Consider the following 26089-nt stretch of genomic DNA (forward strand, 5'->3'; position numbering starts at 1 on the left):
GTGCGTTGTCAGTGCCGCGTGCTTCGATGGACGGCATGAACACGGAACACGCGGATCCGGGGGAACTCGCAGCGCTGCGCGCGGCCTTCGGCGTGGAGGGCGGCGGGGCGTCCGCCCTCGGCTGGGAGAAGCTGCGCGCCTTCGAGGCGGAGCACGGGATCGTGCTGCCCGAGCCCTACCGCACCTTCGTCGCCGAGATCACCGACGGCTCCCGGCAAGGACCGCCGGCGTACGGCCTGCTGGCACTCGGCGAGGTTCCGCGAGGGTCGTGGTCCGACCCGGCCGCCCGCGACCTGGGCAAGCCCTTCCCGCTCACCGAGGCCTGGCTGTGGGAGGAGGACGAGGACGAGCCGGACCTCGACGCCGTCCTCCGGCACGGCTCGGTCGTGCTGGGCACCGACGGATGTGCCATGGACTGGCATCTGATCGTCACCGGCCCGCACCGCGGGCACCTGTGGCAGATCACCGACGTGGGCGCCCTGCCCTTCGGCGCCGGCTTCGGCCACACCACCGCCGCCCCGGGCTTCGCCGGCTGGGTCGCGCACTGGGCGGCGGGCAAGGAGTGGTTCGACGCACCCGCTCCCTGACCGCGGGGTGTTCCGGTGGGATCTTCGGGGCAGTGATCCGTTCACTCCCCCGTGCAAGGGGGCTGCGGGCGCCCTCGCCGCACGCCGTAAGGTTGGGACGTCAAGCGAGGGCACGTCGGAAGGAGGCACTGGGTGATCGAGCTCGAGGGGGTTCCCGAGCTGATCGACCCGGTCATGGTGGCCGCGTTCGAGGGCTGGAACGATGCCGGCGACGCCGCCTCCACCGCGGTCGCGCATCTGGAGCGGGAATGGAAGGGCGAGGTCTTCGCGGCGCTGGACGCCGAGGACTACTACGACTTCCAGGTGAACCGCCCCACGGTGTTCATGGACGGCGGCGTCCGCAAGATCACCTGGCCGACGACCCGGCTGTCGGTGGTCCGCGTCGGCGGCGACAAGCCGCGTGACCTGGTGCTGGTGCGCGGCATCGAACCGTCCATGCGCTGGCGCTCGTTCTGCAACGAGCTGCTGGGCTTCGCCCACGAGCTGGGCGTGGAGCTGGTGGTGATCCTGGGCGCCCTGCTGGGCGACACCCCGCACACCCGTCCGGTGCCGATCAGCGGGACCACGTCCGACCCGGATCTGGCCCGCCGCATGGACCTGGAGGAGACCAAGTACGAGGGCCCCACGGGCATCGTCGGCGTCCTCCAGGAGGCCTGCACGCACGCGGGCGTCCCGGCGGTCTCGCTGTGGGCCGCCGTACCGCACTACGTCTCGCAGCCGCCCAACCCGAAGGCGACGCTGGCCCTCCTCAACCGCCTGGAGGACCTGATCGACGTGCGGATTCCGCTGGGCGAGCTGCCCGAGGACGCGCGTGCCTGGCAGGTGGGCGTGGACCAGCTGGCCGCCGAGGACAGCGAGGTCGCCGAGTACGTGCAGACGCTGGAGGAGGCCCGCGACACCGCGGAGCTGCCGGAGGCGTCGGGTGAGGCGATCGCCCGCGAGTTCGAGCGGTATCTGCGGCGCCGGGACGGCGGCCGGGACGGCGGCCCCGGGGACCGCACGCGGCCGCCGATGCCGCCGAAGCCGGGCACGGAGGACGGGGAGTCGCCGGAGGACTGAGCGCTGTGGCGAAGGGCGGTGCGGACGCGTTCCGCACCGCCCTTCGCCGTGAGCCGTGAGCCGAGCCGGACCGGCCGCTACAGGGCGACGCCGAGCAGCGCGTCCACGGCGCGGGTGACGACACCCGGCGCGCCGGTGTCCTCGCCGCCGCGCTCGTGCTGGAGGGCGGCCCAGCGGTCGACGGCGGCCAGCGCGGCCGGCGCGTCGAGATCGTCGGCCAGGGCCTCGCGGATCTCCTCGACGAGCGTGTCGGCGCCGGGCCCGTCGGGGCGGGAGACGGCGGAGCGCCAGCGCGCCAGCCGCTCCTCGGCGTCCCGCAGCACCTGGTCGGTCCACTCCCAGTCGGCCCGGTAGTGGTGGGCGAGCAGGGCGAGCCGGATGGCGGCCGGGTCGACGCCGTCGCGGCGCAGCTGGGAGACGAAGACCAGGTTGCCCTTGGACTTGGACATCTTCTCGCCGTGCAGGGCGACCATGCCGGCGTGGACGTACGCCTTGGCCATGGGGAACTCGCCGGTCAGCACCTGGGCGTGCGAGGCGCCCATCTCGTGGTGCGGGAAGGCGAGGTCGGAGCCGCCGCCCTGGACGTCGAAGCCCATGCCGAGGTGGTCGAGGGCGATGGCGACGCACTCGATGTGCCAGCCGGGGCGGCCGCGGCCCAGCGAGCCGCCGTCCCAGCTGGGCTCGCCCTCGCGGGCGGCCATCCACAGCATCGGGTCGAGCGGGTTCTTCTTGCCGGGGCGGTCCGGGTCGCCGCCCCGCTCGGCGGAGAGCAGCCGCATCGCGGCGGCGTCCAGGTTCGAGACCCGGCCGAAGTGCGGGTCGGTCTCGACGGAGAAGTAGATGTCGCCCTCGAGTTCGTAGGCCGCGCCCATGTCGCGCAGCCGCTCCACCAGCGGCACGATGCCGGGTATCGCCTCGACGGCGCCGATGTAGTGCTTCGGGGGCAGCATCCGCAGGGCCGTCATGTCCTCACGGAAGAGCGCCGTCTCCTTCTCGGCGAGCGCGACCCAGTCGACGTTGTCGCGCTGCGCCCGCTCCAGCAGCGGATCGTCGACGTCGGTGACGTTCTGGACGTAGTGGACCTGCCGCTTGGTGTCCAGCCAGACGCGCTGGACGAGGTCGAACGCGTTGTAGGTCGCCGCGTGACCGATGTGGGTCGCGTCGTACGGGGTGATGCCGCAGACGTAGATACGGGCGACGGGGCCGGGATCGAGGGTGACCAGAGTGCCGGTCGCGGTGTCGTGGATCCTCAGGTCGCGGCCCTGACCAGGCAGGGCGGGGACCTCGGAAGCGGGCCAGGCATGCATGTCTTGAGCCTAACCGGACTGCAGTTCCGTATACGAACCGGACCAGGCCATATGGCCGGGAAGGCGCTCTTGCACATTCCCGGCGGACGTGCCGGGCACGGGGTGTCTCACACCGGCGGCCAGGGGATGGCCGGCCACTCCCCGTTGGGCTCCGGGTGCACCTTGGCGGCCAGCAGGGCGTCGACCCGCGCGCGGGTGGCGTCCAGCTCGGCGGGCGTGATCAGAGAGGTGAGGCGTCCGGCGAGCGCCGCGCCCTGCTTCAACTGGTCCCGGAGGCCTTCGAGGACCGTGACGGCCTCCTCGGTCAGCGGCTGCCCGGCCCAGCCCCACAGCAGGGTGCGCAGCTTGTTCTCCACGTTGAAGGTGACGCCGTGGTCGATGCCGTAGAGCCGGCCGTCCACGGCGGGCAGCAGATGGCCGCCCTTGCGGTCGGCGTTGTTGATCACCGCGTCGAGCACGGCGAGCCGCCGCAGCCGGGGGTCGTCGGCGTGCACCAGCAGCGCGGTGCGCCCCTCCCCCACCTCGGCCAGGCCGATCGCCTTCCAGCCCGGCCCCGGCTCCTCGTCCTCGACGAGCGCCAGCAGTTCGCTGCCGGGGGCGGCCTCGATCCACAGCTGGACCATGCCCTCGCCGTACGGGCCGTCGCGCAGCACGGTCGGCGGCACCAGGCCCCAGCCGGTGGCCTCGGAGACCAGGTAGGCGGCCACCTCGCGTCCGGCGAGGGTGCCGTCGGGGAAGTCCCACAGCGGGCGCTCTCCGGCGACCGGCTTGTAGACGCAGGCGGTCTCCTCGCCGTCGTGGGTGACCGTGCAGTACAGCGCCGCGTTGGAGGCGTCACGGATCTGTCCGCGTACGGTCAGCTCACCCTCGGCGAGCAGGTCCGCCGGCGTCATGCGCCGCGGCGGTATCCGTTCTGGCGCGGACATACGTGTCCTTCCGGGTCGAGCGGCAGGCTGCACAGCGGGCAGGGCGGCCGGCCGGCGTTGACGACGTCGAGGGCGCGCTTGGCGAAGGCTCTGGCCTGGGCTCCGGTGAGCCGGACCCGCAGCATCGGGGGCCCGTTCTCGTCGTCCTGGAGCAGTCGCTCCTCGGCCTCGGCCAGGTCCTCGTCGGAGTCGGCGTCGATCTCCACGAGGGCCTGCGCCTCGACGATCATGCGCTGCTCCTCGCCGTCCCAGGCGAGGGCCATGGTGCCGACCCGGAACTCCTCCTCGACGGGGGTGTCCAGCGGGGCGGTGTCGGTGATCTCGGCAGGGGCGACGGCCGGCACGGCGGCGCTGCCGCCGCTACGCCGTACGACCTCGTCGAGGAGTTCGTCCATGCGCTCGGCGAGCGCCGCGACCTGTGTCTTCTCCAGGGCCACGCTGGTCACCCGGGAGCCGGCGGAGGCCTGGAGGAAGAACGTACGGCGCCCGGGCAGTCCGACCGTGCCGGCCACGAAGCGGTCCGGTGGGTCGTAGAGGAACACCTGACGGGACACGTCCTGTCTCCTGGAATCGTCTGGACTTGTGGATCGGCATCGACGGATCGGCATCGACTTCGGGACCGACTGACCGCTTCACCCTACTGCGGCCGACGATCACGGTGCGCCCGCACCACCCCCGACGGGCGCCTCCTCGGCCGGCGGTTCCTCGCGCGGCACCAGCGACGCGAAGTCGCCCGTGTCGCCGAGGCGCAGCAGAAAGGGGCGCAGCCGGGTGTAACGGATCGCGGTGATGGAACACGGTTCCACACTGATCCGCTGGAAGAGGTCGAGATGAAGTCCGAGGGCGTCCGCGACGAGCGACTTGATGATGTCGCCGTGCGAACACATCAAGTACACCGCGTCCGGCCCGTGATCGCGCTCCACGCGCGCGTTCCACTCGCGTACGGCCTCGGCGGCGCGGGTGGCCATCGCGCGCATCGACTCGCCGCCGGGGAAGGCGGCGGCCGACGGGTGCGCCTGCACGACGTCCATCAGCGGCTCGTCCTTGAGGTCGGCGAGCTTGCGGCCGGACCAGTCGCCGTAGTGGCACTCGCCGATGCGTTCGTCGGTGTGCGCGGTCAGGCCGGGGCGGGCGTCGAGCAGCGGGCGGACGGTCTCCTGGCAACGCTCCAGCGGGCTAATGACGACCTCGGCGAGCGGCAGCCCGTCGAGGCGGGCGGGCAGGGCGGCGGCCTGGGCGGCGCCGCGCTCGTCGAGCCGCACGCCGGGCGTCCAGCCGGCGAGCAGTCCCTCGGTGTTGGCGGTGGAACGTCCGTGCCGGACGAGGATCAGCGTGGGCATGGCGCCCAGCGTAGGCGTACGCCGGGGTGTGGTGGGTGGCCGGTGAAGGGAGAAAGCACTCAGTGATCGTCGATTGCGCCGTCTACCGGGACGGGCACCGGGTCAAGGGTCCCGGGGACCTGTCCGACGCCCTCGATCAGGCGCGGGCCGGGGGCGGGTTCGTGTGGATCGGGCTGCACGAGCCGAGCGAGGAGGAGTTCGCCCACGTCAGCGAGGAATTCCGGCTCCATCCGCTGGCCGTGGAGGACGCGCTGAAGGCCCACCAGCGGCCGAAGCTGGAGGTGTACGACGACTCGTTGTTCCTGGTGCTGAAGCCGGTGGTGTACGAGCCGGAGAGCGACACCGTGTCCTCCGGGGAGCTGATGGTGTTCCTCGGCGAGGGTTTCGTGGTGACCGTCCGGCACGGCGAGGGCGCGCCGCTGGCCGCCGTGCGGCGCCGGCTGGAGCAGGAGCCGGAGCTGCTGGGCAAGGGGCCGACGGCGGTGCTGTACGCCGTGTCCGACGCGACCGTCGACCACTATCTGGAGGTCGCGGCGGAGTTGCAGAACGACCTGGAGGAGCTGGAGACGGAGGTGTTCTCGCCCGAGGGCGGGGGCTCGCGGCACATCGCGTCGCGGATCTACGGCTTCAAGCGGCAGATCCTGGAGTTCCGCCGCGCCACCGGCCCGCTGGCCCTGCCGCTCACCCGGCTCGCCGGGAACGGGCAGTTCGGCGGGGCGGTGCCGTTCGTCGACGACCGGGCGCGGCCGTTCTTCCGGGACGTGCAGGACCACCTCACGCGCGTGAACGAGTCGGTGGAGGCGCTGGACCGGCTGGTGTCCGACGTGTTGTCGGCGCATCTGGCGCAGATGAGTGTGCGGCAGAACGACGACATGCGGAAGATCTCCGCGTGGGCGGCCATGGCCGCGGTGCCGACGATGATCGCGGGCGTCTACGGCATGAACTTCGAGCACATGCCGGAGCTGCGGTGGGTGTGGTCCTATCCGGCGGTGATCGTGGTGATGGCGGTGCTGGAGGTGGGCCTCTACCGGCTGTTCAAGGGGCGGGGGTGGCTGTGAGGGCGCGGGGCCCGGCCGGGTCCCGGGTCACGCTCCGGGGCTCCGCGGGCCGCCGAGGGCGTCACGGCGCTGCGGGGTCCTGAGCGCGACCACGCGGCGCCGGCCGGCCAGGCGTTCGTCCAGGCGCATCTGCTCGCAGGCGCGTTGTTCGGTGACCCTGCTGTGGGTGAGGTGGACGACGATGTCCTGGACCATGAGGGGGTCGTCGCGCGCGAACCCGTCGTGGGCAGGTCCGATGCCCGCGCGCTCCAGCAGCGTCGTGGAGTGGGTCTCGGACGGGACGGGGACCGGGGTGCCGGACGGTTCCGGGGGCGAGACCGCGCTCGGCCGGGTGCGACAGGTGTGCCGGACCACTGCGCCGAACGGAGGACGGCGGGGGCTGTGCCGCGGGCGCGGCCGGAAGCGTGGCCGAAGGCGTGCCCCGAAGCGTGCGGGGCGTGCGGGAGGCGTAACTCCGGGCGCGGCGGCGCGTTGTTCCGCGTGACGGCCGTGGCGGGGTAGACCCCCGAGCCCCCACCACGGCCGTGGGAATTCCGCTACGCGAGACCGGCGCGCTCCAGGGCCTCGGTGCCGGCACGGAGCGAGGCGATGCGCTCGTCGAGGGTGAAGCCCGCGGGCGCCAGCGACAGCGTCGTGACCCCCGCCTCGGCGTAGGCCTTCATGCGGTCGGCGATGCGGTCGACGGAGCCGAGCAGGGTGGTCTTGTCGATCAGGTCGTGCGGTACGGCGGCCGCGGCGCCCTGCTTGTCGCCGGAGAGGTACTTCTGCTGGATCTCGGCGGCCTCCTTCTCGTACCCCATGCGCCGGGCGAGCTGGTTGTAGAAGTTCTGCTTGGGGCTGCCCATGCCGCCGACGTACAGGGCGGTGTACGGGCGGAAGGTGTCGGCGAGGGCGGCGATGTCCTTGTCGTCGCCGACGGCGAGCGGGAGGGTGGGGCAGACGTCGAAGCCGTCGAGGGTCTTGCCGGCCTTCTCGCGGCCCGCGCGCAGGTGCTTGATCGCGGTGTCCTCGAGGTGGTCGGCGGAGGGGAAGATCAGCAGGGCGCCGTCGGCGATCTCGCCGGTCTGTTCGAGGTTCTTGGGGCCGATCGCGGCGATGTAGAGCGGGATGTGCTCGCGCTGCGGGTGGACGGTGAGCTTGATGGGCTTGCCGGGGCCGCCGGGGAGCGGGAGGGTCCAGTGCTCGCCGTCGTGGGTGAGGCGTTCGCGGGACATGGCCTTGCGGACGATCTCGACGTACTCGCGGGTGCGGGACAGGGGCTTGTCGAACTTGACGCCGTACCAGCCCTCGGAGACCTGGGGGCCGGAGACGCCGAGGCCGAGGCGGAAGCGTCCGCCGGACAGGGAGTCGAGGGTGGCGGCGGTCATGGCGGTCATCGCGGGCTGGCGGGCGGGGATCTGGAAGATGGCCGAGCCGACGTCGATGCGGGTGGTCTGGGCGGCGACCCAGCTGAGTACGGTCGCGGCGTCGGAGCCGTAGGCCTCGGCGGCCCAGCAGACCGCGTAGCCGAGGCGGTCCGCTTCCTGGGCGACGGCGAGGTTGTCCGCGTCCATTCCGGCGCCCCAGTAGCCGAGGTTGATGCCGAGCTGCATGACCTTCCCCTTACTCATCAGTAACGTCCCTTGTGGGGCTGACCCTACCGGGTGCGCGGCGGGTGGGGGCCGCGCGAAGGGCGTCCGTCGCGGCCGCCGCGCCGTCGGCTGTCCCGCTGTGCGGCGGGGTCCTGCCGTGTGGGCGGGATCGGTTGTCCACAGGCGATCCACGGCAAGGTTCTGGCCAGTAATCTCGGCGGTCATGGAGCAGAGGCATCTCGGCCGGACCGGCCTGCGTGTGTCCCGGATCGGGCTCGGCACCCTGACGTGGGGCCGGGACACCGATGAGCATGACGCCGCGGACCTGCTGAAGACGTTCTGGGAAGCGGGCGGGACGCTGGTCGACACGGCGGATGTGTACGGGGACGGGGAAGCGGAGTACCTGCTCGGGCGGCTGATGGACGGGCTGGTGCCGCGGCGGGAACTCGTCATCTCGACCAAGGCCGGAAGCGTGCCGGATCCGGACCGGCGCTTCGACGGCTCGCGGGGACACCTGCTGGCCGCGCTGGACGCCTCGCTGGCCCGGCTGGGGACCGACTACGTCGACGTGTGGCACGTGCACGCGTTCGACCCCGAGACGCCGCTGGAGGAGACCCTGCACGCGGTGGACCTGGCGGTCAGCAGCGGGCGGGTGCGGTATGCCGGGGTGTCCAACTTCTGCGGGTGGCAGCTGGCGAAGGCGGCGACGTGGCAGCTCGCTGCGCCCGGGACGCGCACCCGGCTGGCCAGTACGCAGATGGAGTACTCGCTGCTGCAGCGCGGGGTCGAGCGGGAGGTGCTGCCCGCGGCCATCGACCTGGGGATCGGGCTGCTGCCCTCGTCGCCGCTGGGACGGGGCGTGCTGACCGGCAAGTACCGCAACGGGGTACCCGGGGACTCGCGCGGCGCCTCGGAGCATCTCGCGCCGTTCGTCGAGCCGTATCTCGACGACACGGCGAGCCGGATCGTGGACGCCGTCACCACCGCGGCGGACGGTCTCGCGGTGACGCCGTTGCAGGTGGCGCTGGCGTGGGTGCGCGACCGGCCCGGAGTGGCCGCGCCGATCGTGGGCGCGCGCACCGCGCAGCAGCTCACGGCGGCATTGTCAGTGGAGGCGCTTAGTCTTCCTGACGAGATCTGCCGGGCGCTCGACGATGTGTCGGCGCCCGTGCACCGCTATCCCGATCACGACTGGAGCACGCTGTGAGCACGGAGCCGGAGACCACCGAGGACGCCGCGCGGGAGACGCCGGGCGCCGAGGCGGAGGGCGGCACCCCCGAGGGCGCGGAGACGGCGGACGCCGTAGAGTCAGCGGGCGCGGAGGCGGCGGGCGGCACCCCCGAGGGCGCGGAGGCGGCGGGCGGCGAGGCGGCGCGGCTGTCGGAGGCCGAGGCGGAGCTGGCGGCGCAGCGGCTGGAGCGGGAGCGGATCGAGCGGCGCAAGGCGGAGAAGAAGCGGATCGAAGCCGGCACGAAGCTGAGCGGGAAGGCCGCCGACCTGCTCGCCGCGGTGCGGGCCGTGGAGAGCGGCGAGAAGCCCGTGGCCGCGGTGTTCGCCGAGCCGGAGCCGGTGCGGCGGCCCGCGCCGGAGCCGGTGCGGCGCACGCAGCCGGTGGCCCCGGTGACGGCCGCTCCCGCGCCCGAGGTGGTGGACGGGGTCGGCCGGGTGCTCGCCGAGGGCGGTGCGCCGCTGGCGCTGGCGCCGCAGGTCGTCGCCGTGCTCGGGGACGGCGCTCAGGAGCGGCTGCGGGCCGATCCGTGGCTGCTGCTGAGGGTCGGCGGGGTGCGGCCGGAACAGGCCGACGGATTCGCGCGGGCGCTGCTCGGCGCGCGGTGCGGCCCGGACGACGAGCGGCGGCTGCGCGCGCTCACCGTCTGGCTGCTGGAGCAGGCGGCGCTGGCCGGGCACACCGCGCTGGAGCTGCCGGCCCTGACCGCCGCGCTGGCGCAGCGGGGCGTGCCCGACCCGGACGCGGCCGTGCAGGACGCCCTCGCGGAGGGCGAGGTGCTGGCCTTCCAGGACGGCCTGGAGGAATCGGGCGAAGAGGAGTCGGAGGAGGAAGCCGGGGAGGGCGAGGCCCAGGAGCCCGTGCGGGTCCTCGTCGGGCTGGAGCGGTACGCGCTGGCGGAGGAGAGCCTGGCCGACGGACTCGCGCGGCTGATCGGCTCGGTGCCGAAGGAGGCCGGTGCGCCCGCGGACCGGGAGCGGGTCGCGGCGGCGGCCCAGGGGTCCGCCGCCGAGCTGGTCCGGGCGGTCGCCGGGCACGGTCTGGTGCTGCACACCGGCGGTGAGGCGGCCCGCGCCGAGGCCGTGGAGCTGCTGGACGCCGCGCGTGAGCTGGGGCTGCGCGCGTGGGCCGCCGTGCACAGCCCGCTGGGGCGGGGGAGGTCCGCGGAGCGGGACCGGGTGGTCACCGTGGCGGGGCTGCTGTCCGGGGCCGAGGGACCGGGGCGGGACGCCGAAGGGGCACTGGACCTGGATCTGCTGGTGGTGCTCGACGCGCCCCAGCTGGACGTGGAGGCGGGCGCCGCGCTCGTCGAGTCGCTGCCCGACGGGGCCCGGCTGGTGCTGTCCGGGGATCCGGCGGTGCTGTGGTCGGCGGGGCCCGGCCGGGTGTTCGCGGATCTGCTGGCCGCGCGGCGCGTGCCGCAGATCGCCTCCCGGCGCCCGGATCCCGGCCCGCTGGGCGAGCTGGTGTCCGGAATCGGCGTCGGCGAACTGAACCAGGTCGAGGCGCCCGGCAAGGAGATCGTGATCGTGCCCGTGCGGGACGCGGGCGAGGCCGTGCACCGGACGGTGCAGCTCGTCGCGGACTCGGTGCCGCGGGCGATCGGGGTGCCCCCGGAGGAGACCGTGGTGATCACGCCGGGACACGGCGGCGCCGCGGGGACGCGGGTGCTGAACGCGGCGCTGAAAGAACGGCTGAATCCCGGCCCCGGCCGCTTCGGCGGTTTCGACCCCGGCGACCGGATCGCCTACTCCCCCGCGCCCGGCCGCACGGTGCCGGGGCGGGTGGTGGGGGCCGACGCCGAGGGGCTGCGGCTGTCGTGCGCGGGCGGGAACGTCGTCGTGCCGCGCGAGCGGGTCGAGCGGTGTGTACGGCACGGGTGGGCGCTGACCGCGCACCAGGCGGTCGGGGGCCGGTGGCCCGCGGTGGTCGCGGTGCTGCCCGGCGACGCCGCGCGGATCCTCACCCGCCCCTGGATCTACACCGCCTTCGGCCGGGCCGAGCGTCATCTGTCCGTGGTCCAGGGCGTGGAGCAGGCGCTGCCGAGGGCCGTCGCGGAGGGCCTGCCCAAGCCGCGCACCACGCGGCTGCCCGACCTGCTGCGACCCGAGGTGCCGACGGCCGGGAAGGAACGGCGGCCGGGCAGGACGGCGGCCGGGCAGGACGGCTGAGCGGGGCGTCGGACGAGCAACGGCGGCCACGGTGGTTCCCCGTGGCCGCCGTGACGCCCGGGGCGGATGGGTCAGCGGTCCGCGTCGAGCGGCTCCAGATCCTCGTCCTCGTCGAGATCCAGGTCGTCGTCCCCTTCCACGTCCTCGTCCTCGTCCAGTTCCGCCTCCAGCTGCCCGGAGTCGGGTTCGTCGTCCAGGTCCTCGTCGAAGACCGCGCTGACGTCGAAGCGGCACACCACCCGCTGCCGGTCGACGGAGTCGAACGGGGCCGACAGCCACTCGCCGGGCTCCGGGAGGTCGTCCGCGGCGGTCACCCACATCGTGGAGTCGCCCTCCTCGAGACCGAACTCCTTGTGCCGGGAGGCGATCTCGTCCGGTTCGAACTCGCCGAACAGGATGCCGAGCGCGCCGTTGACACTCTCCGCGGCGTCCGCGTCCGTGCCCTCGTCCGCCGTCACGATCCGCCGGGCCTGCGCCATCAGCCGCTGTGGGTGGGCCACCGCGTAGTCGCGGCGGATCAGCACACTGAGCGCGTTCGGCTCGTCGGGCCCGGTGTACGGCGGCAGCGAGTCGTCCGCTCCGGGGATCTCGAAGGGCGTGACCTCGTCATAGCGGTCGTAGAGCAGTTCGTCGTACGCCTCTGCGGCCGCGGCCAGCTGGTTGAACGCCTCGTAGACGGCCGGGTCGTCCTCCCCCGACCGGCGTTCGACCGCGGCGAGATGGCGGTCGAGCGCGGTCTTGACCGCCTCGGCGGCGGCGCGTACCTCGGCAGCGGTGGGCTGCGCAGCATCAGACATACTGCAGACGCTATCCGTACCGGACCCCAAGACGCACAATAGATGCGATGCCGGAATACGAATTTGTCGACGTGTACGTACCGCGCGGGGTCTCCCGCAAGGACGCCACACGTCTGCTGACGGACCATGCCGAGTACGGACACTGGGAGTTGCACCGCCTGAGCCTGCTGCGCGACGGCAGCCGCAAGGTGCGGTTGCGCCGGCGGATCATTCGCCAGACGCGTGCCACGTGGTGAGGTGAGAAGCACATCGGAGCGGGCCCCGCCGGACGGCGGGGCCCGCTCCGTTTCCGGTGCGTGCGTTACGCGGAGGCGCGTGCCCTGCGGTACAGGACGGCGCCCGCCACCAGCGCTCCCGCGCCGAGGGACGCGGCGGTCCCGAGCGGCAGGCCGCTGCCGGTGTCCGCGAGCCGGGCGTCAGCCCGCGGCTGGGTGACGGACGGGACGTCGGGCCGGCTGCCGGGGCCGTGGTCGTCCGGGGTGGTGCCGCCTGCCTGGGGCGGGGTGCCCGGAGTGCCGGGGCTCACCGGGGTTCCCGGGGTGCCGGGATCCGTGGGGCCGCCCGGGGTGCCGGGCTGCTCCGGAGTACCGGGCTGCTCAGGGGTGCCCGGCGGAGTGGTGCCCGGAGGTGTCGTCCCGGGCGGGTTCGTGCCCGGCGGGTTCGTGCCCGGCGGCGTCGTGCCGCCGCCGTCTCCCGGCGGGGTGGGGTGACCGCCGCCGGAGCCGTTGTCCCCGTTGGCGCAGTCGTCGCCCGTCGCGGCGTTGCCGACGCCGATGACGTCGACGCTGTTGCCGCAGACGTTGACCGGCGCGTGCACCGGCACCTGCACGGTGTTGCCCGAGGCGACGCCCGGCGAGTCGGACGTGTGGCCGCTCGCGTGCGCGCCACCGGAGCCGCCGGAGCCGTGCGTGTCGCCGTAGCCCCCGGAGCCGCCGTGGCCGTGACTGTGGTTCCCGCAGGAGTTGCCGGCCGCCGGGTTGAGCACCCCGACGACGTTGACGGTGTTGCCGCAGACGTTGACCGGCGCGTGCACCGGCGCCTGCACGGTGTTGCCGGACAGCACGCCGGGCGAGCCGGCGGCGGAGCCGGCCGCACCCGCGGAGTGCGCGTGGGCCTGGCCGCCGGCGGCGGCGATCACCCCCGTCGCGGCCGCCACGGTCATCAGGCCCTTGCGGGTGGCCTGTCGCATTGCTGAATCTCCTTCGACGTCGTGACAGAACCGGGAAGAGCGTTCGGCCCCGGAGCGCATGGCGCGCGCTCCGGGGCCGAACGGCTCAGACCCTCATGAGGCGAGGCCCGATGTCACTTGTTGACGCAGTAGTTGCCGAAGGCGGGGTTCAGCACGCCGATCACCGAGACCGTGTTGCCACAGACGTTCACGGGGATGTGCACGGGCACCTGGACAACGTTGCCGGACGCGACACCCGGGGAGTGCACGGCGGCACCCTGGGCACCGGAGTCGGCGACGGCCATGCCCGCACCCGCGAGAACCAGTCCACCGGTGGCGGCGGCAGCGGCGACGACCTTCTTCATCATTAATTCCTCCTGGTTGGCAAGGTGATCCCACGTTCGGATCGCATCACCCATAACGAGGAGGGACTAATAGAGCTACGACCCTATGAGCGCATTCACCCGTCCCGGCGGGGGCCCGCACGCGTGCCCGAAAAGTGAAGTCGCGTTTCAGCAGGACGAATCAGGACGCGTCGATGAAGCGGTCGAGCACGCGGACGCCGAACTTCAGCCCGTCGACCGGGACCCGCTCGTCCACCCCGTGGAACATGCCGGCGAAGTCCAGCTCCGGCGGCAGCTGCAGCGGGGCGAAGCCGAAGCAGCGGATGCCGAGGTCGTCGAAGGACTTGGCGTCGGTGCCGCCGGAGAGCATGTACGGCACGGCCCGCGCGATCGGGTCCTCGGCGGCCAGGGAGCTCTGCATGGCGTCCACGAGCCGGCCGTCGAAGTCGGTCTCCAGCGCCTTGTCGGCGTGCACGTCCTCGCGCTTCACCCGCGGGCCGAGGATGCGGTCGAGGTCGGCGAGGAACTCCTCCTCGTAGCCGGGCAGGAAGCGGCCGTCGACGTGGGCGGTGGCCTGGCCGGGGATGACGTTGACCTTGTAGCCGGCGCCGAGCATGGTGGGCGCGGCCGAGTTGCGCAGGGTGGTGCCGATCATCTTGGCGATGCCGCCGAGCTTGGCGAGGGTCTCGTCCATGTTCTCGGGGTCCAGCTCGGTGCCGAGCGCGTCGGACAGCTCGTCGAGGAAGGACCGTACGGTCTTGGTGACGCGGACCGGCCAGGTGTGGCGGCCGAGGCGGGCGACGGCGTCGCACAGCTCGGTGATCGCGTTGTCGTTGTTGGTCATGGAGCCGTGGCCGGCCGTGCCCTCGACGGTCAGCCGCATCCAGTGCATGCCCTTCTCGGCGGTCTCGACGAGATAGAGCCGCAGCTTCTCGTTGACGGTGAAGGAGAAGCCGCCGACCTCGCCGATCGCCTCGGTGACGCCCTCGAACAGGTCCGGATGGTGGTCGACCAGGTGGCGGGCGCCGTAGGTGCCGCCGGCCTCCTCGTCGGCGAGGAAGGCGAGCACGATGTCGCGCGGGGGCTTGCGGCCGGTGCGCAGCCGGTCGCGGACGACCGCGAGGGTCATCGCGTCCATGTCCTTCATGTCGACGGCGCCGCGCCCCCAGACGCAGCCGTCGGCGACCTCGCCGGAGAAGGGGTGGTGGGTCCAGTCGTCGGCGTTGGCCGGGACGACGTCGAGGTGGCCGTGGATGAGCAGGGCGGGGCGGGTGGGGTCCGCGCCCTCGATCCGGGCCACCGTGGAGGCGCGGCCGGAGTGGGATTCGAAGATCTTCGGCTCCAGCCCCACCTCGGCGAGCTTCTCGGCGACGTACTCGGCCGCCTTGCGCTCGCCGGGGCCGGAGTGGTCGCCGTAGTTGCTGGTGTCGATCCGGATCAGCTCGCTGCAGAGGTCGACGACCTCGTCCTCGCCGGTGACGCCCTGGCCGGTGCCCGTCTGGCTCACGCTGCTTCCTCCCGCTGTCGCCGCTGGTGGTTCCCCCACATCCTCCCCCTCCGGCCTGCCGGGCCCAAGCGCGGGCCCGGCCCGTCATACGCCGTTCACGGGAGACCGGGCCGAGACCCGGGGGTGATCGGCCACCCCCGAAAGCCTGGTAATGTTTACGTCGTCGCCGCGGGGAGAACCGCCCCGCACGACAGACACCTTGTCCGGGTGGCGGAATGGCAGACGCGCTAGCTTGAGGTGCTAGTGCCCTTTATCGGGCGTGGGGGTTCAAGTCCCCCCTCGGACACCAGCCGGATCCCCCGGTCGCTCACGCGGCCGGGGGATCCGTCGTTTCCGGGTCCGGCGCCCCGGCTCGCGGGCCCTCAGTCGCGGACGTCCGGCACCTTCAGTTTCTCCCAGCTGGAGCGGCCCGGGATGCCGTCGGCGTCCTTGCCCCGGTAGCCGAGCTTGTGCTGCCAGGCGGCGTAGGAGCGGCGGTCGGCGTCGGTCCACTCGGGGCCGGGTCCGTTCTCGTAGCGGCCGCAGCCCTCGGCGACGAGGCGGCGGCCCATGGCCGTGATGATCGGCGACCGCTGCCCGGGGTGGAAGAAGGCGCTGCCGGGGAAGGGCTCGTAGGACGGCTTCGGCGGGGCGGGCTTCGTGCCGCCTCCGCCTCCCCCGCCGCCCCGCAGCCGGTCGCGGATGCGTCCGCGCATGCCGTCCATGGTGAAGCCGCGCGGGTCGGTCGTGCCGGGCTGCCACTCCTTGTGGCCGATGACGGATCTCTCGCTCCAGCCGTGGTGGCGGCAGATCGCGGCGGCCACCTTCTCGATGGCCTCCTTCTGTGCCTCGGGCCACGGGTCCCGGCCGTCGCCGAGGTTCACGCACTCGAAGCCGTAGAAGTGCCGGTTGCCGTCGGTGTCGGCCTCGTTGTCGGGCGGCAGCGTCGTCTCGTTGATCACGGCGCGCAGCACGTCGCCGTCGCCGAGGCCGGCGTGGTTGGCGCGGCCGTTGCCGACGAGGTGGACGTGGCCCCGCTTGTCGATGACGCCGTGGCAGAGCGGGCCGGGCAGCCCGGCGTAGCCGTCGTAGCCGATGTCGACGGAGCGGGCGGTGCCGGAGGTGACGGTGTGGTGGATCATCACGCCGTTGACCGGGCCCCAGGGGCCCTTGCTGTTGCGGTTGTGGGTGCGCCAGTCGCGGACCTCGTGGACGGTCAGGCCCTCCGCCCGCAGGATCTCCACCATCGTGGACGCGCTGATCGGCCTGGCCATCACTGGTCTCCTTCCGGGGTGTCCTGCGGGCGGCGCGCGGGCGCGGGCCGGGTCTCGGCGGGCGCGGCGGCCTCGGCGGCCTGTTCCTCGCGGCGGGCGCGCTCCTCCGCGGCGAGCGCGGCCGCGTCGGCGGCGGGCACGGCGGTGGCGAGCGGGGCGAAGGCGAGTGACGTCGGCGACGGAGCGCAGCGCCTGGATGCCGGTCTTGCCGGCCTCGGAGCCGATCAGGTCGCGGGGGCCGGGTGCCTCGCCGTCCTCGCCGCCCGCGAGCGGGAACACCGGCGGGTTGACGGAGGCCTCCAGGCCGAGGTCGTTGGCGCACTCGCCGAGGAAGCGGACGACGTCACCGGGGTCGGGGGAGCCGGCCACGACCTGCAACCGCCGCCCGAACGCGGGGGCTTCCGCGCCGGCGAAGGCGTGCTTGCCGGGCGCGTCGGGCAGGGCGCGCAGCTTGCGCTCCAGGAGGAGGGCGAGCTCGGCGACGGTGGTGGGGGCCTCGCCGTCGCAGTCGGGGTCGTGCAGCGTGAACGCGCGCTCCACGTCGCCGATCTTGACGGTGAGGTCGACGGCGAGGGCGGGCAGTTGGTGTCCGAACGGTTCGGAGACGGTGCCGCAGGGGTCGGGGCGGCCCTCGCCGACGGCCTCGACGCGGATGAGGCGTGAGCCGGCGTTGATCACGGTGGGGGCGTGGCGGCCGTGTCCGGCGGCCATGGACAGGCCGGTGGAGCTCTCCCGGATGTCGCCCCTGGCGTCGTGGACGCGCAGGTCGAAGGTCTCGTCGGGGTGGGGTGTGTCGTAGTCGACGGCGACGCGCAGGCCGTTGCCCCAGACGCCGGACTCCTTGGCGTGGACCTCCAGGACGCGGCTCTCGCTGTGTCCGTCGGTGGATTCCAGGACGACGCGGGCGGCCTTGCCGCTGCCGGCCCGGGCGACCCGGACGATCACGGCGACGGAGCCGCCGTTGCCGAAGAACTGGTGCACCGGGCGACGGCGCTCTGCGAGCCGAGGCCGCCGAAGCTGCGTTCGAACTCGGTGAAGCCGGTGACCCGCACCGGCTCGTTCAGCGGGCCGCGCCGGGTGTGACCGACGAAGGCCGTCACGGACGTGGTCACGGCGGAGAGGGTGCGGGTGGTGCTGGGAAGCTCTTCGACGTGGACGCCGGGATACGTCGGCCTGGCGGCGCTCACTGGGTTCGTCGGCATTCCCCCTCCGATCCCTTGTCGGGCACGGTCGTGGGCACCAAGAGACGGCGAAGAAGGAGGGCGGCGTGTGCGAACGTCAGCGGGGCGCGGTCGGACGGCCCCGATCGGTGGGCACCGCATCAGCTTCCCCCGTCAGCACCCGGGACGTACGGCCGTCCGGGCCAAGCAGCGCGCTTGTGACTCCTGATGCTCAAGTGCGCAACCCACGTTTCCCGGTGGGGAGTTGGGACAACAAGACGCCTTCACGCCACCTCTGCGGGAGTATCCGTGGAGGGCGGCGCGCACGACTCGCACACGATGTGCGCGTGTCACGACGAGACCCTCACACTCTCGCCACGGGCCGTGGTGCAGCAGAATGGCGGGTATGTCCCGACGCAGCTCCCATCTCCGGCGCCGTACCGCCTCCGCACCGGCCGGCAAGGCCACATGCCCGTGCGGTCACGCGGAGACCTACGCAACGTGCTGTGGCCGATTCCACCGCGGTGAGGGCGCGGCGCCGACGGCCGAGCGGCTGATGCGGTCGCGCTACAGCGCCTTCGTGCAGCGGGACGAGGCGTATCTGCTGCGGACCTGGCACCCGCGGACCCGGCCGCCGCGGATCGACTTCGACCCGGGGACGCGGTGGACCGGCCTGGAGATCCTGGACACCACGGACGGCACCGCGTTCCACTCCACCGGCACGGTGACCTTCCGGGCCTCGTTCCGGGGCGGCGCGCTGCTGGAGCGCAGCCGGTTCGAGCGGGTGGAGGGGGCGTGGGTGTACGTCGACGGGGAGTTCCCGGAGGAATGAGGGGCGCCGGGGGGGGCGGCTCGGGTCACGGGCCGCAAGGCGCAAGGCGCAAGACTCGGGCCTTGAGGGTCTCAGGCTCCTCAGGCCCCGGCCCCCCCCCAGGCCCACGCAGGCCCACGCAGGCCCACGAAGGCCCCGGCCCCGCAGGCCCCGCAGCCCCTCAGGGCGCGAGGATGTCCAGTTCCTGGAGCGCGCCGACGGTGATCTCACGGGTCAGCTGCTCCGCGCGGTCCGCGTCGCGGGCGCGGACCGCCTCCGCGACCCGGACGTGCAGGGTGACGGCGGCCGGGTCGGGGTCCTCGAACATCACGTCGTGCTGGGTGCGGCCGGTCAGCACCTCGGCGACGACATCGCCGAGCCGGGCGAACATCTCGTTGCCGGAGGCGGTGAGGATGACCCGGTGGAAGGCGATGTCGTGCAGCAGGTAGCCCTCCAGCTGGTGGCCGCGGGAGTGCGCGACCATGCCGAGGGCGCACTCGGTCAGCCGGGCGCACTGCTCGGCGGTGGCGTGCTGGGCGGTGAGCCGCGCGGCCACCGGTTCGATGGCGGAGCGCAGCACGGTGAGCGAGCGCAGTTGGTGCGGCCGGTCGGCGCCGGCCAGCCGCCAGCGGATGACCTGCGGGTCGTAGACGTTCCACTCGGCCTTGGGGCGGACGGTGACGCCCACCCGGCGGCGGGACTCCACCAGGTGCATGGACTCCAGGACCCGTACGGCCTCGCGCATCACGGAGCGTGAGACGTCGAAGCGCTGCGCGAGTTCGTCGGTGCGCAGCACGCTGCCCGGGGGGTACTCGCCCGCGGTGATCTCGGGGCCGAGGGTGTCCAGTACGCGGCCGTGCAGCCCCCGGCCCGGTGTGCTCATGCACCACAGAGTACGAGGCGGATCACGCAACCAAAAAGTCAGACTTATTCATCACAGGCTCTTGAATTCGTCGTACCTAATGCGTTTCAGTATGCCGACATCACCGTGTCGACGAAGACAGCGAGGCAGCGATGAAGACCCCCCACGTCGTCGTGGTCATGGGCGTCGCGGGCACCGGCAAGACCACCATTGGTCCCCTGCTCGCCGCCCGGCTCGGCGTCCCCTACGCCGAGGGCGACGACTTCCACCCCCAGGCCAACATCGCCAAGATGTCGGCCGGCACGCCGCTCACCGACGAGGACCGCCTCCCGTGGCTGGACGCCATCGGCGGCTGGGCGGACGGCCGGGCGGGGCTCGGCGGGGTGGTCAGCTGCTCCGCGCTGAAGCGGTCGTACCGGGACCGGCTGCGGGCCGCCGCGCCGGGGCTGGTCTTCGTGCACCTCACCGGTGACCGCGCGCTCGTCGAGGACCGGATGTCGCACCGGCGGGGCCACTTCATGCCGACCGCGCTGCTCGACTCCCAGTTCGCCACGCTGGAGCCGCTCGGGGCGGACGAGGCGGGCGTGGCCGTGAACGTCTCCGGCAGCCCGGAGGAGATCACCGAGCGGGCGGTGCGGGCGCTGGACGAGCTGTCCGGCCCGGCCCGGTAACCGTCTCCGCCGCCCTCCCGTGTCATCCCCCTCACTCCCCTTACCCCCCTCACCCCCCTCACTCCCCTTAACCCCCTCGCCCCGGACCGTCCGGGCGCCCCCTCCCCCATCCCCGTACCTGCAAGGGAACCCCCGTGACCAGACTCAGCGTCGAGATGCTGGCAGCGGACGCCGTCGAGCCCATCACCTCGGCCGGCCACGGCCGGCTGGGCATCGCCGTGCTGGCGGGCATCGCCGTCATCGTTCTGCTCATCACCAAGTTCAAGCTGCATGCCTTCCTGGCGCTGACCATCGGGTCACTGGCGCTCGGCGCCTTCGCCGGGGCGCCGCTGGACAAGGCGATCGCCAGTTTCACCACCGGCCTCGGCTCCACCGTGGCGGGCGTCGGCGTGCTGATCGCGCTCGGCGCGATCCTCGGCAAGATGCTCGCCGACTCCGGCGGCGCCGACCAGGTCGTCGACACCATCCTCGCCAAGGCCGGCGGCAGGTCCATGCCGTGGGCGATGGTGCTGATCGCCTCCGTGATCGGACTGCCGCTGTTCTTCGAGGTCGGCGTCGTGCTGCTGATCCCGGTCGTGCTGATGGTCGCCAAGCGCGGCCACTACTCCCTGATGCGGATCGGCATCCCCGCGCTCGCCGGACTGTCCGTGATGCACGGCCTGGTCCCGCCGCACCCCGGCCCGCTCGTCGCGATCGACGCCGTCCAGGCCAACCTGGGTGTGACCCTGGCGCTCGGCGTGCTGGTCGCCATCCCGACGGTGATCATCGCCGGTCCGGTCTTCTCCCGGTTCGCGGCCCGCTGGGTGGACGTCCCCGCCCCGGACCGGATGATCCCGCAGCGCGCCTCCGACGAGCTGGACAAGCGCCCGAGCTTCGGCGCGACCCTGGCCACCATCCTGCTGCCGGTCGTCCTGATGCTCGCCAAGGCCCTGGTGGACATCGTCGTCGACGATCCCGAGTCCACCGTCCAGCGCGTCTTCGACGTCATCGGCTCGCCGCTGATCGCGCTGCTCGCGTCCGTCCTGCTCGGCATCTTCACCCTCGCCCGCCCGGCCGGCTTCTCCAGGGAGCGGGTCTCGGGCATGGTCGAGAAGGGCCTCGCGCCCATCGCGGGCATCCTGCTGATCGTCGGCGCGGGCGGCGGCTTCAAGCAGACGCTGATCGACTCCGGTGTGGGTCAGATGGTCCTCGACATCTCGGAGGACTGGTCGATCCCGGCGCTGCTGCTGGCCTGGCTGATCGCGGTCGCGATCCGCCTCGCGACCGGCTCGGCGACGGTGGCGACCGTGTCGGCGGCGGGCCTCGTCGCCCCGCTGGCCGCCGACATGTCCACCACCCACGCCGCCCTCCTCGTCCTCGCCATCGGCGCCGGCTCGCTCTTCTTCAGCCATGTCAACGACGCCGGTTTCTGGCTGGTGAAGGAGTACTTCGGGCTGAGCGTCGGGCAGACGATCAAGACCTGGTCGGTGATGGAGACGATCATCTCGGTGGTGGCCGGCGCGTTCGTGCTGCTGCTGTCGCTGATCATCTAGCCGTACGACGGTTCGGCCGGCGCGGTACGGCTCGGCTCCGGCCCGCGGACGAGAAGGGCCCACCCCTCCCCGGGGGTGGGCCCTTCTCTCGTCCGCCGCGGCGGGCTCGGCCCGGACATCGTCGACGTGCCAGCGGCCGGGCGCGGGTACGGCGGGCGGGACCAGACGTGGTCGTGTCCCCCGCACGTCGCGGGCCCTGTCCGGTGGCGGCGAGCGTGCGTCACTGGTTGCCCGCCCCCGGTCGGGGCAATCGCCCCCACCGGGGCGGCGTAGCCGGTCCACCTGGCCGGCCGCATGGCCCGCGGATCCCCGCGCCCGGCCCGCGCGCGGGCAGCGCACCGAGGACACCGCCGCGCTCCGGGCCGTACGACGACCTGGGCACCCCGGCTCCACGACCGGCCCGCGGCATCCGGCGCCGCAGCCGGTCCCCGGCGCTACGGGCGGTCCGTCGCCGCCTTGTCCAGTTGGAAGGCCTCGTTGCCGAGGCCGATGCGGGCGTGGGTCTCGGGGGCGCGGGAGCGCAGGACCAGGCCGAGGACCGCGCCGGCGGCGGCCGCCGCGGCGATGATGCCGGGCAGCGTCCAGCGCAGCGTGGAGCCGGGGCCGGCGCCGACCAGGACGTCGAAGTCCTTGACGGTGAAGCCGGCGATGACGAGCAGCGCGAGTCCGGCGAGCGTGGAGGTGACCAGCCGCCAGGCCTGCGTGCCCGCGGCGCCACGCCGGGCGAAGAAGACGACGACGGACAGCGAGGCGGTGGCCATCAGCAGGATCACGCCGAGGGCGCCCACGTTGCCGAACCAGGTGAACAGGTGCAGCACGGGCTCGGTCGGGTCGCCGGCGGGGCTGTCGTCGGCGAGGGCGAAGGCGGTGACGACCAGGCCGGAGATAACGGTCTGGAGCAGCGAGCCGGTGCCGGGCGCGCCGCTGGCGCCCCGGGTCCGGCCGAAGGCGCGCGGCAGCAGTCCCTCGCGTCCCATGGCGAAGGCGTACCGGGCGACGACGTTGTGGAAGCTGAGCAGCGCGGCGAACATGCCGGTTACGAACAGGACGTGCAGCACGTCGGTGAAGGTGCCGCCGAGGCGGGACTCGGTGAGGAAGAACAGCAGTCCGGCGCTCTGCTCGCGCGCGGTGCCGACGATGTGGTCCGGACCGGTGGCGACGGTGAGCGCCCAGGAGCTGAGGGCGAAGAAGACGGCGACAAAGCCGACGGCGAGGAACATCACGCGCGGCACGAGAATGTGCGGACGGCTGGTCTCCTCGGCGTACACGGGGGCCTGCTCGAAACCGGTGAAGGCGGCGATGCAGAAGCACAGCGCGGTGCCGACGCCCGCGCCGGAGAGGGTGCCGGGGTCGAAGGCGGCCAGTGACAGGCCCTGCGGGCCGGGGTCGGCGACGGCGGCGACGTCGAAGACGACGACGAGGGCCAGCTCGATGAGCAGCAGCACCCCGAGCACGCGCGCGTTGACGTCGATCTTCAGCCAGCCGAGCGCGCCGACGACAGCCACGGCGGCCAGCGCGGGGACCCACCAGGCGATCTCGGTGTCGGCGTAGGTGGCGAGGAGTCCGGCGACCTCGAAGCCGAAGATGCCGTAGATGCCGACCTGGAGCGCGCTGTAGGCGACCAGGGCGACGAGCGAGGCGCTCGCTCCGGCGGTGCCGCCGAGGCCGCGGGAGATGTAGGCGTAGAAGGCGCCCGCGTTGTGGACGTGGCGGCTCATCTCGGCGTAGCCGATGCCGAAGAGGACCAGTACGACGCCGAGGATGACGAAGAGGAGCGGCTGGCCGACGATCCCCATCACCGCGAACGTGGTGGGCATGACACCGGCGACGACCATGAGGGGCGCGGTCGCCGCGAGCACCGACAGCAGCAGGCCGCCCGTGCCGAGCCGGCCGGCGCGCAGGGCGCGCTCCTCGCCCTTGAAGGTGCTGATGCCGTCGGCGGCGCCGTCGGCGGTGCTCGGCGGTGTCGTGGGGGAACTGCCCGTCGTCATCGTGTGGACCGTCCTTGCCTGCTGTCGGGGGTGAGGGTCGGGGGGAGCGCTGGGGGGTGAGGGCTGTGGGGGGGGGAGGCGGGGTCGGGGACGGGGCCGGGGGCCTCTTGGGAGGGCGGCGGCGGGTCACCGGGGCGGATCCGGGCTCACCCCGTGCCGAGCGCCCGTCCCCGGGCGGCGCGGAAGGCGGCGAGCGGGTCGCGGTCCGGGTAGGACCACGGCTCGGGGGTGGGGCGCTCGCCGATGCGGTGGAACAGGGCGGCGGCCTCGGCGGAGCGGCCCTCGCAGTACTTGGCGTGGGCGAGGTAGTTCAGGTCGACGAGGCGGCGCGGATGGCCGTCGTGCTCCCACTCCAGCCACCAGTCGAAGGCGGCCTTCATCACCTGCCGGGCCCGGCGGCCGGTCCAGTGCGCGGAGGCGGCCGGGTCGGCGGGCTCGAAGCCGTGCGCGGCCAGCACCCGGTACCGCTCGGCGTGCGCGACCACCGGCAGGATCGCCAGCGGCGAGTCGGCGGGGGCCTGCTCGGCGGCCCAGCCGGCGAAGTCGTACACCTCGTGCAGCGGGTCGGGGCCCGCGTCGGCGCGTCGCTCGGCGAGCCGGGCGACCACCAGGTGGTGGGCGTGGTGGTGGTCGGCGTACCGGGCCCGCACCTGTTCGAAGGTCCGTACGACCTCGGCCTGCTCACCGAGGTGGCGTTCGAGCAGGAGCAGGCCGAGCCAGGGGGTGGGGTCGGCGGGGAGCCGGGCGGCGGCGCCCCGGCAGGCGTCGCGGGCCCGGTCCGGCTTCTCCTTGCCGCGCAGCGCCCGTGACACCCGGGCCACGGCGAGCAGCACGGAGGCGTCGGCGGAGTCCGGCTCGGCGAGCAGCCACTCGCGGGCCCAGGCGGCGGTGTACGGCTCGTGCGCGAGCACGGTAACCCGGTGTCCGCGCAGGTCCCAGTCGTCGCCGGTGCGGGCGAGCAGGGAGCGGGCGGCCTGCCAGCGGCCCTGGGCGAGGGCGGCGCGGGCGGCGGTGAGTTCGGTGTCGTCGAGGGCCGAGTCGAGACCCCGGTCCGCGCGCTTGCGGCGGCCGAGAGGAGGCGGGGGCGGGGACACCTCGAACGTTCCTCTGGGCTCTCTCTGGGTGACTCGGGGCGACGGGGGCTGGGCTCGGGGCCGGCTGGGGCGGATTGCGGGCTGATGGCTGAGGACTGAGGGCCGACTCCGTATCGACTCGAGTCGGCTCGGGTCGGCTGGGGTCGGCTCGGGCGGCTCGGAGGAGACTCAGAGCCGGCCACGAATGTGCTCTGCCATCAGACGATCACGCACAGCAAACCCCCAGCCAAGGCTCTCCGTCAAGCGCCACTGGTACATGACACGCGTCAACGCCGTTCACACCCAGGGGACTTGCGCAGGCGGAAGGGGCACGGGCCGCACCGGACCCCACCCCGATGTGACGTGTGTCATAGCGCAGCCTCGCCGCACCGCTCAGCATGGCCGGAAGCATCCCATTTGCCCGTGCACTGCCGAATGATCACCCAGGGAGCGGCTTGTCCATCATGGTTCTGGTGCTCGCCCTGAGTGCCGCCTGCTGCCTGGGGTTCGGTTTCGTCCTCCAGCAGAGCGCGGCCCAGCGCGCGCCCCTCGCGGACTTCCTCTCGCCGCGGCTGCTGCTGGATCTGGCGAAGATGCCCGGCTGGCTCGGCGGCATCGGCCTCATGGCCGTGGGCATGGCCCTCGGCGCGGTGGCCCTCGGCCACGGCGAGATCTCCCTCGTGGAGCCCCTGCTCGCCACCAACCTGCTCTTCGCCCTCGCACTGTCCCGGCGCCGCACCCGGCAGCCGCTCGGCCGCCAGGGCTGGCTGGGCCTCGCGCTGCTCGCGGGCGGCGTGGCCGCGTTCCTGATGGCGGGCGAGCCGCGCGGCGGCCACGCGGTCGCCGATCCGCTGCGGCACTGGCTGATCATCGGCCTGATGACCGGTACGGCCCTGCTGCTGACCGGATACGCCCGCCGCACCCGCCTCGGCTCCGCTCCGGTGCTGCTCGCGGTGGCGGCGGGGCTGCTGTACGGCGTCCAGGACGCGCTGACCCGGGAGAGCGGGCAGCGGTTCGCCGCCGGCGGGTGGGCGGAGCTGCTGACCGGCTGGCAGCCGTACGCCGTGCTGGTGCTCGGTGTGACCGGGCTGATCCTGGTGCAGAGCGCCTTCGAGACGGCCCCGCTGCGCAAGAGCCTGCCCGCCCTGACCGCCGCGCAGCCGCTGGCCGGCATCGTCTGCGGCGTCGGCTTCCTCGGCGACCGGCTGCACACCGACGCGGCGGCCCTGGCCGGCCAGGCGGCGGGTCTGACGGCCGTGATCACCGGCATCCTCCTGCTCGGCATGCACCCAGCCCTCCCCCAGGGCACCCCTGCCCCACCACGCGTCGCCCTCCGAACAAGCTGAGCCGCAGCCCCGACCGCCCCACGGGGGCGGGCCGCGTTGCGGGAGGGCGGGCGCGAGCCGCACGAGACGGGTCCCCCGGAGGCCGGCACGGGCCGCCGGAGACGGGCCACCCGGAGGCGGGCGCCGGCCACCGGCAGAGGGACCCCGCCCTACCGGAAGGCGAGCGGCCTGACAGCCGGGATCGCGGCATCCTCCTGCTCAGCATGCAACCCAGCCCAGCCCTCCCCCAGAACGCCCCACCCCAGACACGCGTCGCCCCCCCCCAGACGGGGTGAGCCCGAGTCACAGCCGCCCCCTCCGGAAGACTGACGGCCTTGCCGGAGGCAG

General features: G+C 73.4%; 24 protein-coding genes, 1 tRNA gene and 1 pseudogene. 11 read left to right on the plus strand and 15 right to left on the minus strand.

All coding sequences use genetic code 11. From position 1 onward, the window contains the following. Positions 1–35 precede the first annotated feature (35 nt). Together G7Z13_RS06720 and G7Z13_RS06725 are read left to right on the plus strand one after the other, a co-directional pair. Entirely contained in the window at positions 36–587 is a 552-nt protein-coding gene (locus G7Z13_RS06720; RefSeq protein WP_165996979.1) for an SMI1/KNR4 family protein, read from the plus strand. A gap of 132 nt (positions 588–719) precedes the next feature. Then, on the plus strand, positions 720–1646 hold the full coding sequence (locus G7Z13_RS06725) for a PAC2 family protein (protein WP_165996981.1): 927 nt from the start codon (positions 720–722) through the stop codon (positions 1644–1646). 77 nt (positions 1647–1723) lie between these two features. Here G7Z13_RS06725 and mshC read toward each other — a convergent pair whose 3' ends face one another. The 4 genes from mshC to G7Z13_RS06745 form a co-directional block, all read right to left on the minus strand. Then, entirely contained in the window at positions 1724–2953 is a 1230-nt protein-coding gene (gene mshC / locus G7Z13_RS06730) for a cysteine--1-D-myo-inosityl 2-amino-2-deoxy-alpha-D-glucopyranoside ligase (RefSeq protein ID WP_165996983.1), read from the minus strand. Positions 2954–3060: 107 nt separating this feature from the next. Continuing rightward, the gene (locus tag G7Z13_RS06735; protein ID WP_206313014.1) at positions 3061–3879 is read right to left on the minus strand and encodes an SCO1664 family protein; all 819 of its coding nucleotides are present in this window, start codon (positions 3877–3879) and stop codon (positions 3061–3063) included. Next, entirely contained in the window at positions 3843–4433 is a 591-nt protein-coding gene (locus G7Z13_RS06740) for a DUF3090 domain-containing protein (protein ID WP_165996987.1), read from the minus strand. Before G7Z13_RS06740 ends, G7Z13_RS06735 begins: the two co-directional genes overlap by 37 nt. 99 nt (positions 4434–4532) lie before the next feature. Then, entirely contained in the window at positions 4533–5219 is a 687-nt protein-coding gene (locus G7Z13_RS06745; protein ID WP_165996989.1) for a histidine phosphatase family protein, read from the minus strand. A 62-nt stretch (positions 5220–5281) separates the two neighbouring features. On the opposite strand from G7Z13_RS06745, the gene corA reads away from it, so the two are divergent. Continuing rightward, a complete protein-coding gene (gene corA, locus G7Z13_RS06750) occupies positions 5282–6277 on the plus strand; it encodes a magnesium/cobalt transporter CorA (protein WP_165996991.1) in 996 nt (331 codons plus the stop codon). Positions 6278–6304: 27 nt separating this feature from the next. Here the strand turns inward: corA and G7Z13_RS06755 are convergent, their stop codons facing one another. Continuing rightward, the gene (locus G7Z13_RS06755; protein WP_240926136.1) at positions 6305–6631 is read right to left on the minus strand and encodes a hypothetical protein; all 327 of its coding nucleotides are present in this window, start codon (positions 6629–6631) and stop codon (positions 6305–6307) included. Positions 6632–6813: 182 nt separating this feature from the next. Beyond that, positions 6814–7869: an LLM class F420-dependent oxidoreductase gene (locus tag G7Z13_RS06760; protein WP_166004717.1), complete on the minus strand. Its 1056-nt coding sequence runs from the start codon at positions 7867–7869 to the stop codon at positions 6814–6816. Positions 7870–8071: 202 nt separating this feature from the next. Between G7Z13_RS06760 and G7Z13_RS06765 the strand changes: the two genes are divergently transcribed. Both G7Z13_RS06765 and G7Z13_RS06770 read left to right on the plus strand, forming a co-directional pair. Beyond that, positions 8072–9055, plus strand: coding sequence for an aldo/keto reductase (locus G7Z13_RS06765; protein ID WP_165996993.1), 984 nt, complete (start codon positions 8072–8074; stop codon positions 9053–9055). Then, positions 9052–11247, plus strand: a complete 2196-nt coding sequence (locus tag G7Z13_RS06770; protein WP_165996995.1) for an ATP-dependent RecD-like DNA helicase — start codon at positions 9052–9054, stop codon at positions 11245–11247. The genes G7Z13_RS06765 and G7Z13_RS06770 overlap by 4 nt, the downstream gene beginning before the upstream one ends. A 71-nt stretch (positions 11248–11318) precedes the next feature. On the opposite strand, the gene G7Z13_RS06775 is transcribed toward G7Z13_RS06770, so the two are convergent. Beyond that, a complete protein-coding gene (locus G7Z13_RS06775) occupies positions 11319–12044 on the minus strand; it encodes a hypothetical protein (protein ID WP_165996997.1) in 726 nt (241 codons plus the stop codon). 47 nt (positions 12045–12091) lie between these two features. On the opposite strand from G7Z13_RS06775, the gene G7Z13_RS06780 reads away from it, so the two are divergent. Beyond that, a complete protein-coding gene (locus tag G7Z13_RS06780) occupies positions 12092–12280 on the plus strand; it encodes a DUF5703 family protein (RefSeq protein ID WP_165996999.1) in 189 nt (62 codons plus the stop codon). A gap of 65 nt (positions 12281–12345) precedes the next feature. Here the strand turns inward: G7Z13_RS06780 and G7Z13_RS06785 are convergent, their stop codons facing one another. The 3 genes from G7Z13_RS06785 to G7Z13_RS06795 form a co-directional block, all read right to left on the minus strand. Continuing rightward, positions 12346–13233, minus strand: coding sequence for a chaplin (locus G7Z13_RS06785; RefSeq protein ID WP_165997001.1), 888 nt, complete (start codon positions 13231–13233; stop codon positions 12346–12348). A 113-nt stretch (positions 13234–13346) separates the two neighbouring features. Continuing rightward, positions 13347–13580: a chaplin ChpH gene (gene chpH, locus G7Z13_RS06790; protein WP_165997003.1), complete on the minus strand. Its 234-nt coding sequence runs from the start codon at positions 13578–13580 to the stop codon at positions 13347–13349. Positions 13581–13737: 157 nt separating this feature from the next. Then, positions 13738–15063 carry a M20/M25/M40 family metallo-hydrolase gene (locus G7Z13_RS06795; protein WP_165997005.1) on the minus strand — a complete coding sequence of 442 codons (1326 nt, stop codon included), beginning with the start codon at positions 15061–15063 and terminating at the stop codon, positions 13738–13740. A 201-nt stretch (positions 15064–15264) separates the two neighbouring features. Between G7Z13_RS06795 and G7Z13_RS06800 the strand changes: the two genes are divergently transcribed. Next, positions 15265–15352: transfer RNA gene (locus G7Z13_RS06800), tRNA-Leu, on the plus strand. A gap of 73 nt (positions 15353–15425) precedes the next feature. Here the strand turns inward: G7Z13_RS06800 and G7Z13_RS06805 are convergent. After that, a complete protein-coding gene (locus G7Z13_RS06805; protein ID WP_166004718.1) occupies positions 15426–16316 on the minus strand; it encodes a peptidoglycan-binding protein in 891 nt (296 codons plus the stop codon). Positions 16317–16484: 168 nt separating this feature from the next. Further along, a pseudogene (locus G7Z13_RS06810) lies at positions 16485–17518 on the minus strand (phage tail protein); the annotation flags it as partial. 364 nt (positions 17519–17882) lie between these two features. Between G7Z13_RS06810 and G7Z13_RS06815 the strand changes: the two are divergent. Continuing rightward, positions 17883–18308 (plus strand): YchJ family metal-binding protein, encoded by a 426-nt coding sequence (locus G7Z13_RS06815; RefSeq protein ID WP_165997007.1) that lies wholly within the window; start codon positions 17883–17885, stop codon positions 18306–18308. 160 nt (positions 18309–18468) lie between these two features. Here the strand turns inward: G7Z13_RS06815 and G7Z13_RS06820 are convergent, their stop codons facing one another. Continuing rightward, positions 18469–19170 carry a FadR/GntR family transcriptional regulator gene (locus G7Z13_RS06820; RefSeq protein WP_165997009.1) on the minus strand — a complete coding sequence of 234 codons (702 nt, stop codon included), beginning with the start codon at positions 19168–19170 and terminating at the stop codon, positions 18469–18471. Positions 19171–19301: 131 nt separating this feature from the next. On the opposite strand from G7Z13_RS06820, the gene G7Z13_RS06825 reads away from it, so the two are divergent. Then, positions 19302–19820 carry a gluconokinase gene (locus G7Z13_RS06825; RefSeq protein ID WP_165997011.1) on the plus strand — a complete coding sequence of 173 codons (519 nt, stop codon included), beginning with the start codon at positions 19302–19304 and terminating at the stop codon, positions 19818–19820. 134 nt (positions 19821–19954) lie between these two features. Further along, on the plus strand, positions 19955–21352 hold the full coding sequence (locus G7Z13_RS06830; RefSeq protein ID WP_165997013.1) for a gluconate:H+ symporter: 1398 nt from the start codon (positions 19955–19957) through the stop codon (positions 21350–21352). A 434-nt stretch (positions 21353–21786) separates the two neighbouring features. Here the strand turns inward: G7Z13_RS06830 and G7Z13_RS06835 are convergent, their stop codons facing one another. Together G7Z13_RS06835 and G7Z13_RS06840 are read right to left on the minus strand one after the other, a co-directional pair. After that, a complete protein-coding gene (locus G7Z13_RS06835; RefSeq protein WP_165997014.1) occupies positions 21787–23343 on the minus strand; it encodes an APC family permease in 1557 nt (518 codons plus the stop codon). 146 nt (positions 23344–23489) lie between these two features. Continuing rightward, complete coding sequence (locus G7Z13_RS06840) at positions 23490–24437, minus strand: hypothetical protein (protein WP_165997016.1); 948 nt, start codon at positions 24435–24437, stop codon at positions 23490–23492. A gap of 434 nt (positions 24438–24871) precedes the next feature. Here G7Z13_RS06840 and G7Z13_RS06845 point away from each other — a divergent pair, with 434 nt between their 5' ends. Then, positions 24872–25762 carry a DMT family transporter gene (locus G7Z13_RS06845; protein WP_165997018.1) on the plus strand — a complete coding sequence of 297 codons (891 nt, stop codon included), beginning with the start codon at positions 24872–24874 and terminating at the stop codon, positions 25760–25762. Positions 25763–26089 lie beyond the last annotated feature (327 nt).

This window comes from Streptomyces sp. JB150 (genome assembly GCF_011193355.1).
In the GTDB taxonomy this organism is placed as follows: domain Bacteria; phylum Actinomycetota; class Actinomycetes; order Streptomycetales; family Streptomycetaceae; genus Streptomyces.

What these genes read in the sequence shown, in the direction of transcription:
- G7Z13_RS06735 (WP_206313014.1), bottom strand. Translation starts at nt 3,879, where the DNA reads ATGTCCGCGCCAGAACGGATACCGCCGCGGCGCATGACGCCGGCGGAC.
- G7Z13_RS06720 (WP_165996979.1), top strand. Translation starts at nt 36, where the DNA reads ATGAACACGGAACACGCGGATCCGGGGGAACTCGCAGCGCTGCGCGCG.
- G7Z13_RS06765 (WP_165996993.1), top strand. Translation starts at nt 8,072, where the DNA reads ATGGAGCAGAGGCATCTCGGCCGGACCGGCCTGCGTGTGTCCCGGATC.
- G7Z13_RS06820 (WP_165997009.1), bottom strand. Translation starts at nt 19,170, where the DNA reads ATGAGCACACCGGGCCGGGGGCTGCACGGCCGCGTACTGGACACCCTC.
- G7Z13_RS06760 (WP_166004717.1), bottom strand. Translation starts at nt 7,869, where the DNA reads ATGCAGCTCGGCATCAACCTCGGCTACTGGGGCGCCGGAATGGACGCG.
- G7Z13_RS06745 (WP_165996989.1), bottom strand. Translation starts at nt 5,219, where the DNA reads ATGCCCACGCTGATCCTCGTCCGGCACGGACGTTCCACCGCCAACACC.
- chpH (WP_165997003.1), bottom strand. Translation starts at nt 13,580, where the DNA reads ATGATGAAGAAGGTCGTCGCCGCTGCCGCCGCCACCGGTGGACTGGTT.
- G7Z13_RS06775 (WP_165996997.1), bottom strand. Translation starts at nt 12,044, where the DNA reads ATGTCTGATGCTGCGCAGCCCACCGCTGCCGAGGTACGCGCCGCCGCC.
- G7Z13_RS06835 (WP_165997014.1), bottom strand. Translation starts at nt 23,343, where the DNA reads ATGACGACGGGCAGTTCCCCCACGACACCGCCGAGCACCGCCGACGGC.
- mshC (WP_165996983.1), bottom strand. Translation starts at nt 2,953, where the DNA reads ATGCATGCCTGGCCCGCTTCCGAGGTCCCCGCCCTGCCTGGTCAGGGC.
- G7Z13_RS06805 (WP_166004718.1), bottom strand. Translation starts at nt 16,316, where the DNA reads ATGGCCAGGCCGATCAGCGCGTCCACGATGGTGGAGATCCTGCGGGCG.
- G7Z13_RS06825 (WP_165997011.1), top strand. Translation starts at nt 19,302, where the DNA reads ATGAAGACCCCCCACGTCGTCGTGGTCATGGGCGTCGCGGGCACCGGC.
- G7Z13_RS06815 (WP_165997007.1), top strand. Translation starts at nt 17,883, where the DNA reads ATGTCCCGACGCAGCTCCCATCTCCGGCGCCGTACCGCCTCCGCACCG.
- G7Z13_RS06785 (WP_165997001.1), bottom strand. Translation starts at nt 13,233, where the DNA reads ATGCGACAGGCCACCCGCAAGGGCCTGATGACCGTGGCGGCCGCGACG.
- G7Z13_RS06780 (WP_165996999.1), top strand. Translation starts at nt 12,092, where the DNA reads ATGCCGGAATACGAATTTGTCGACGTGTACGTACCGCGCGGGGTCTCC.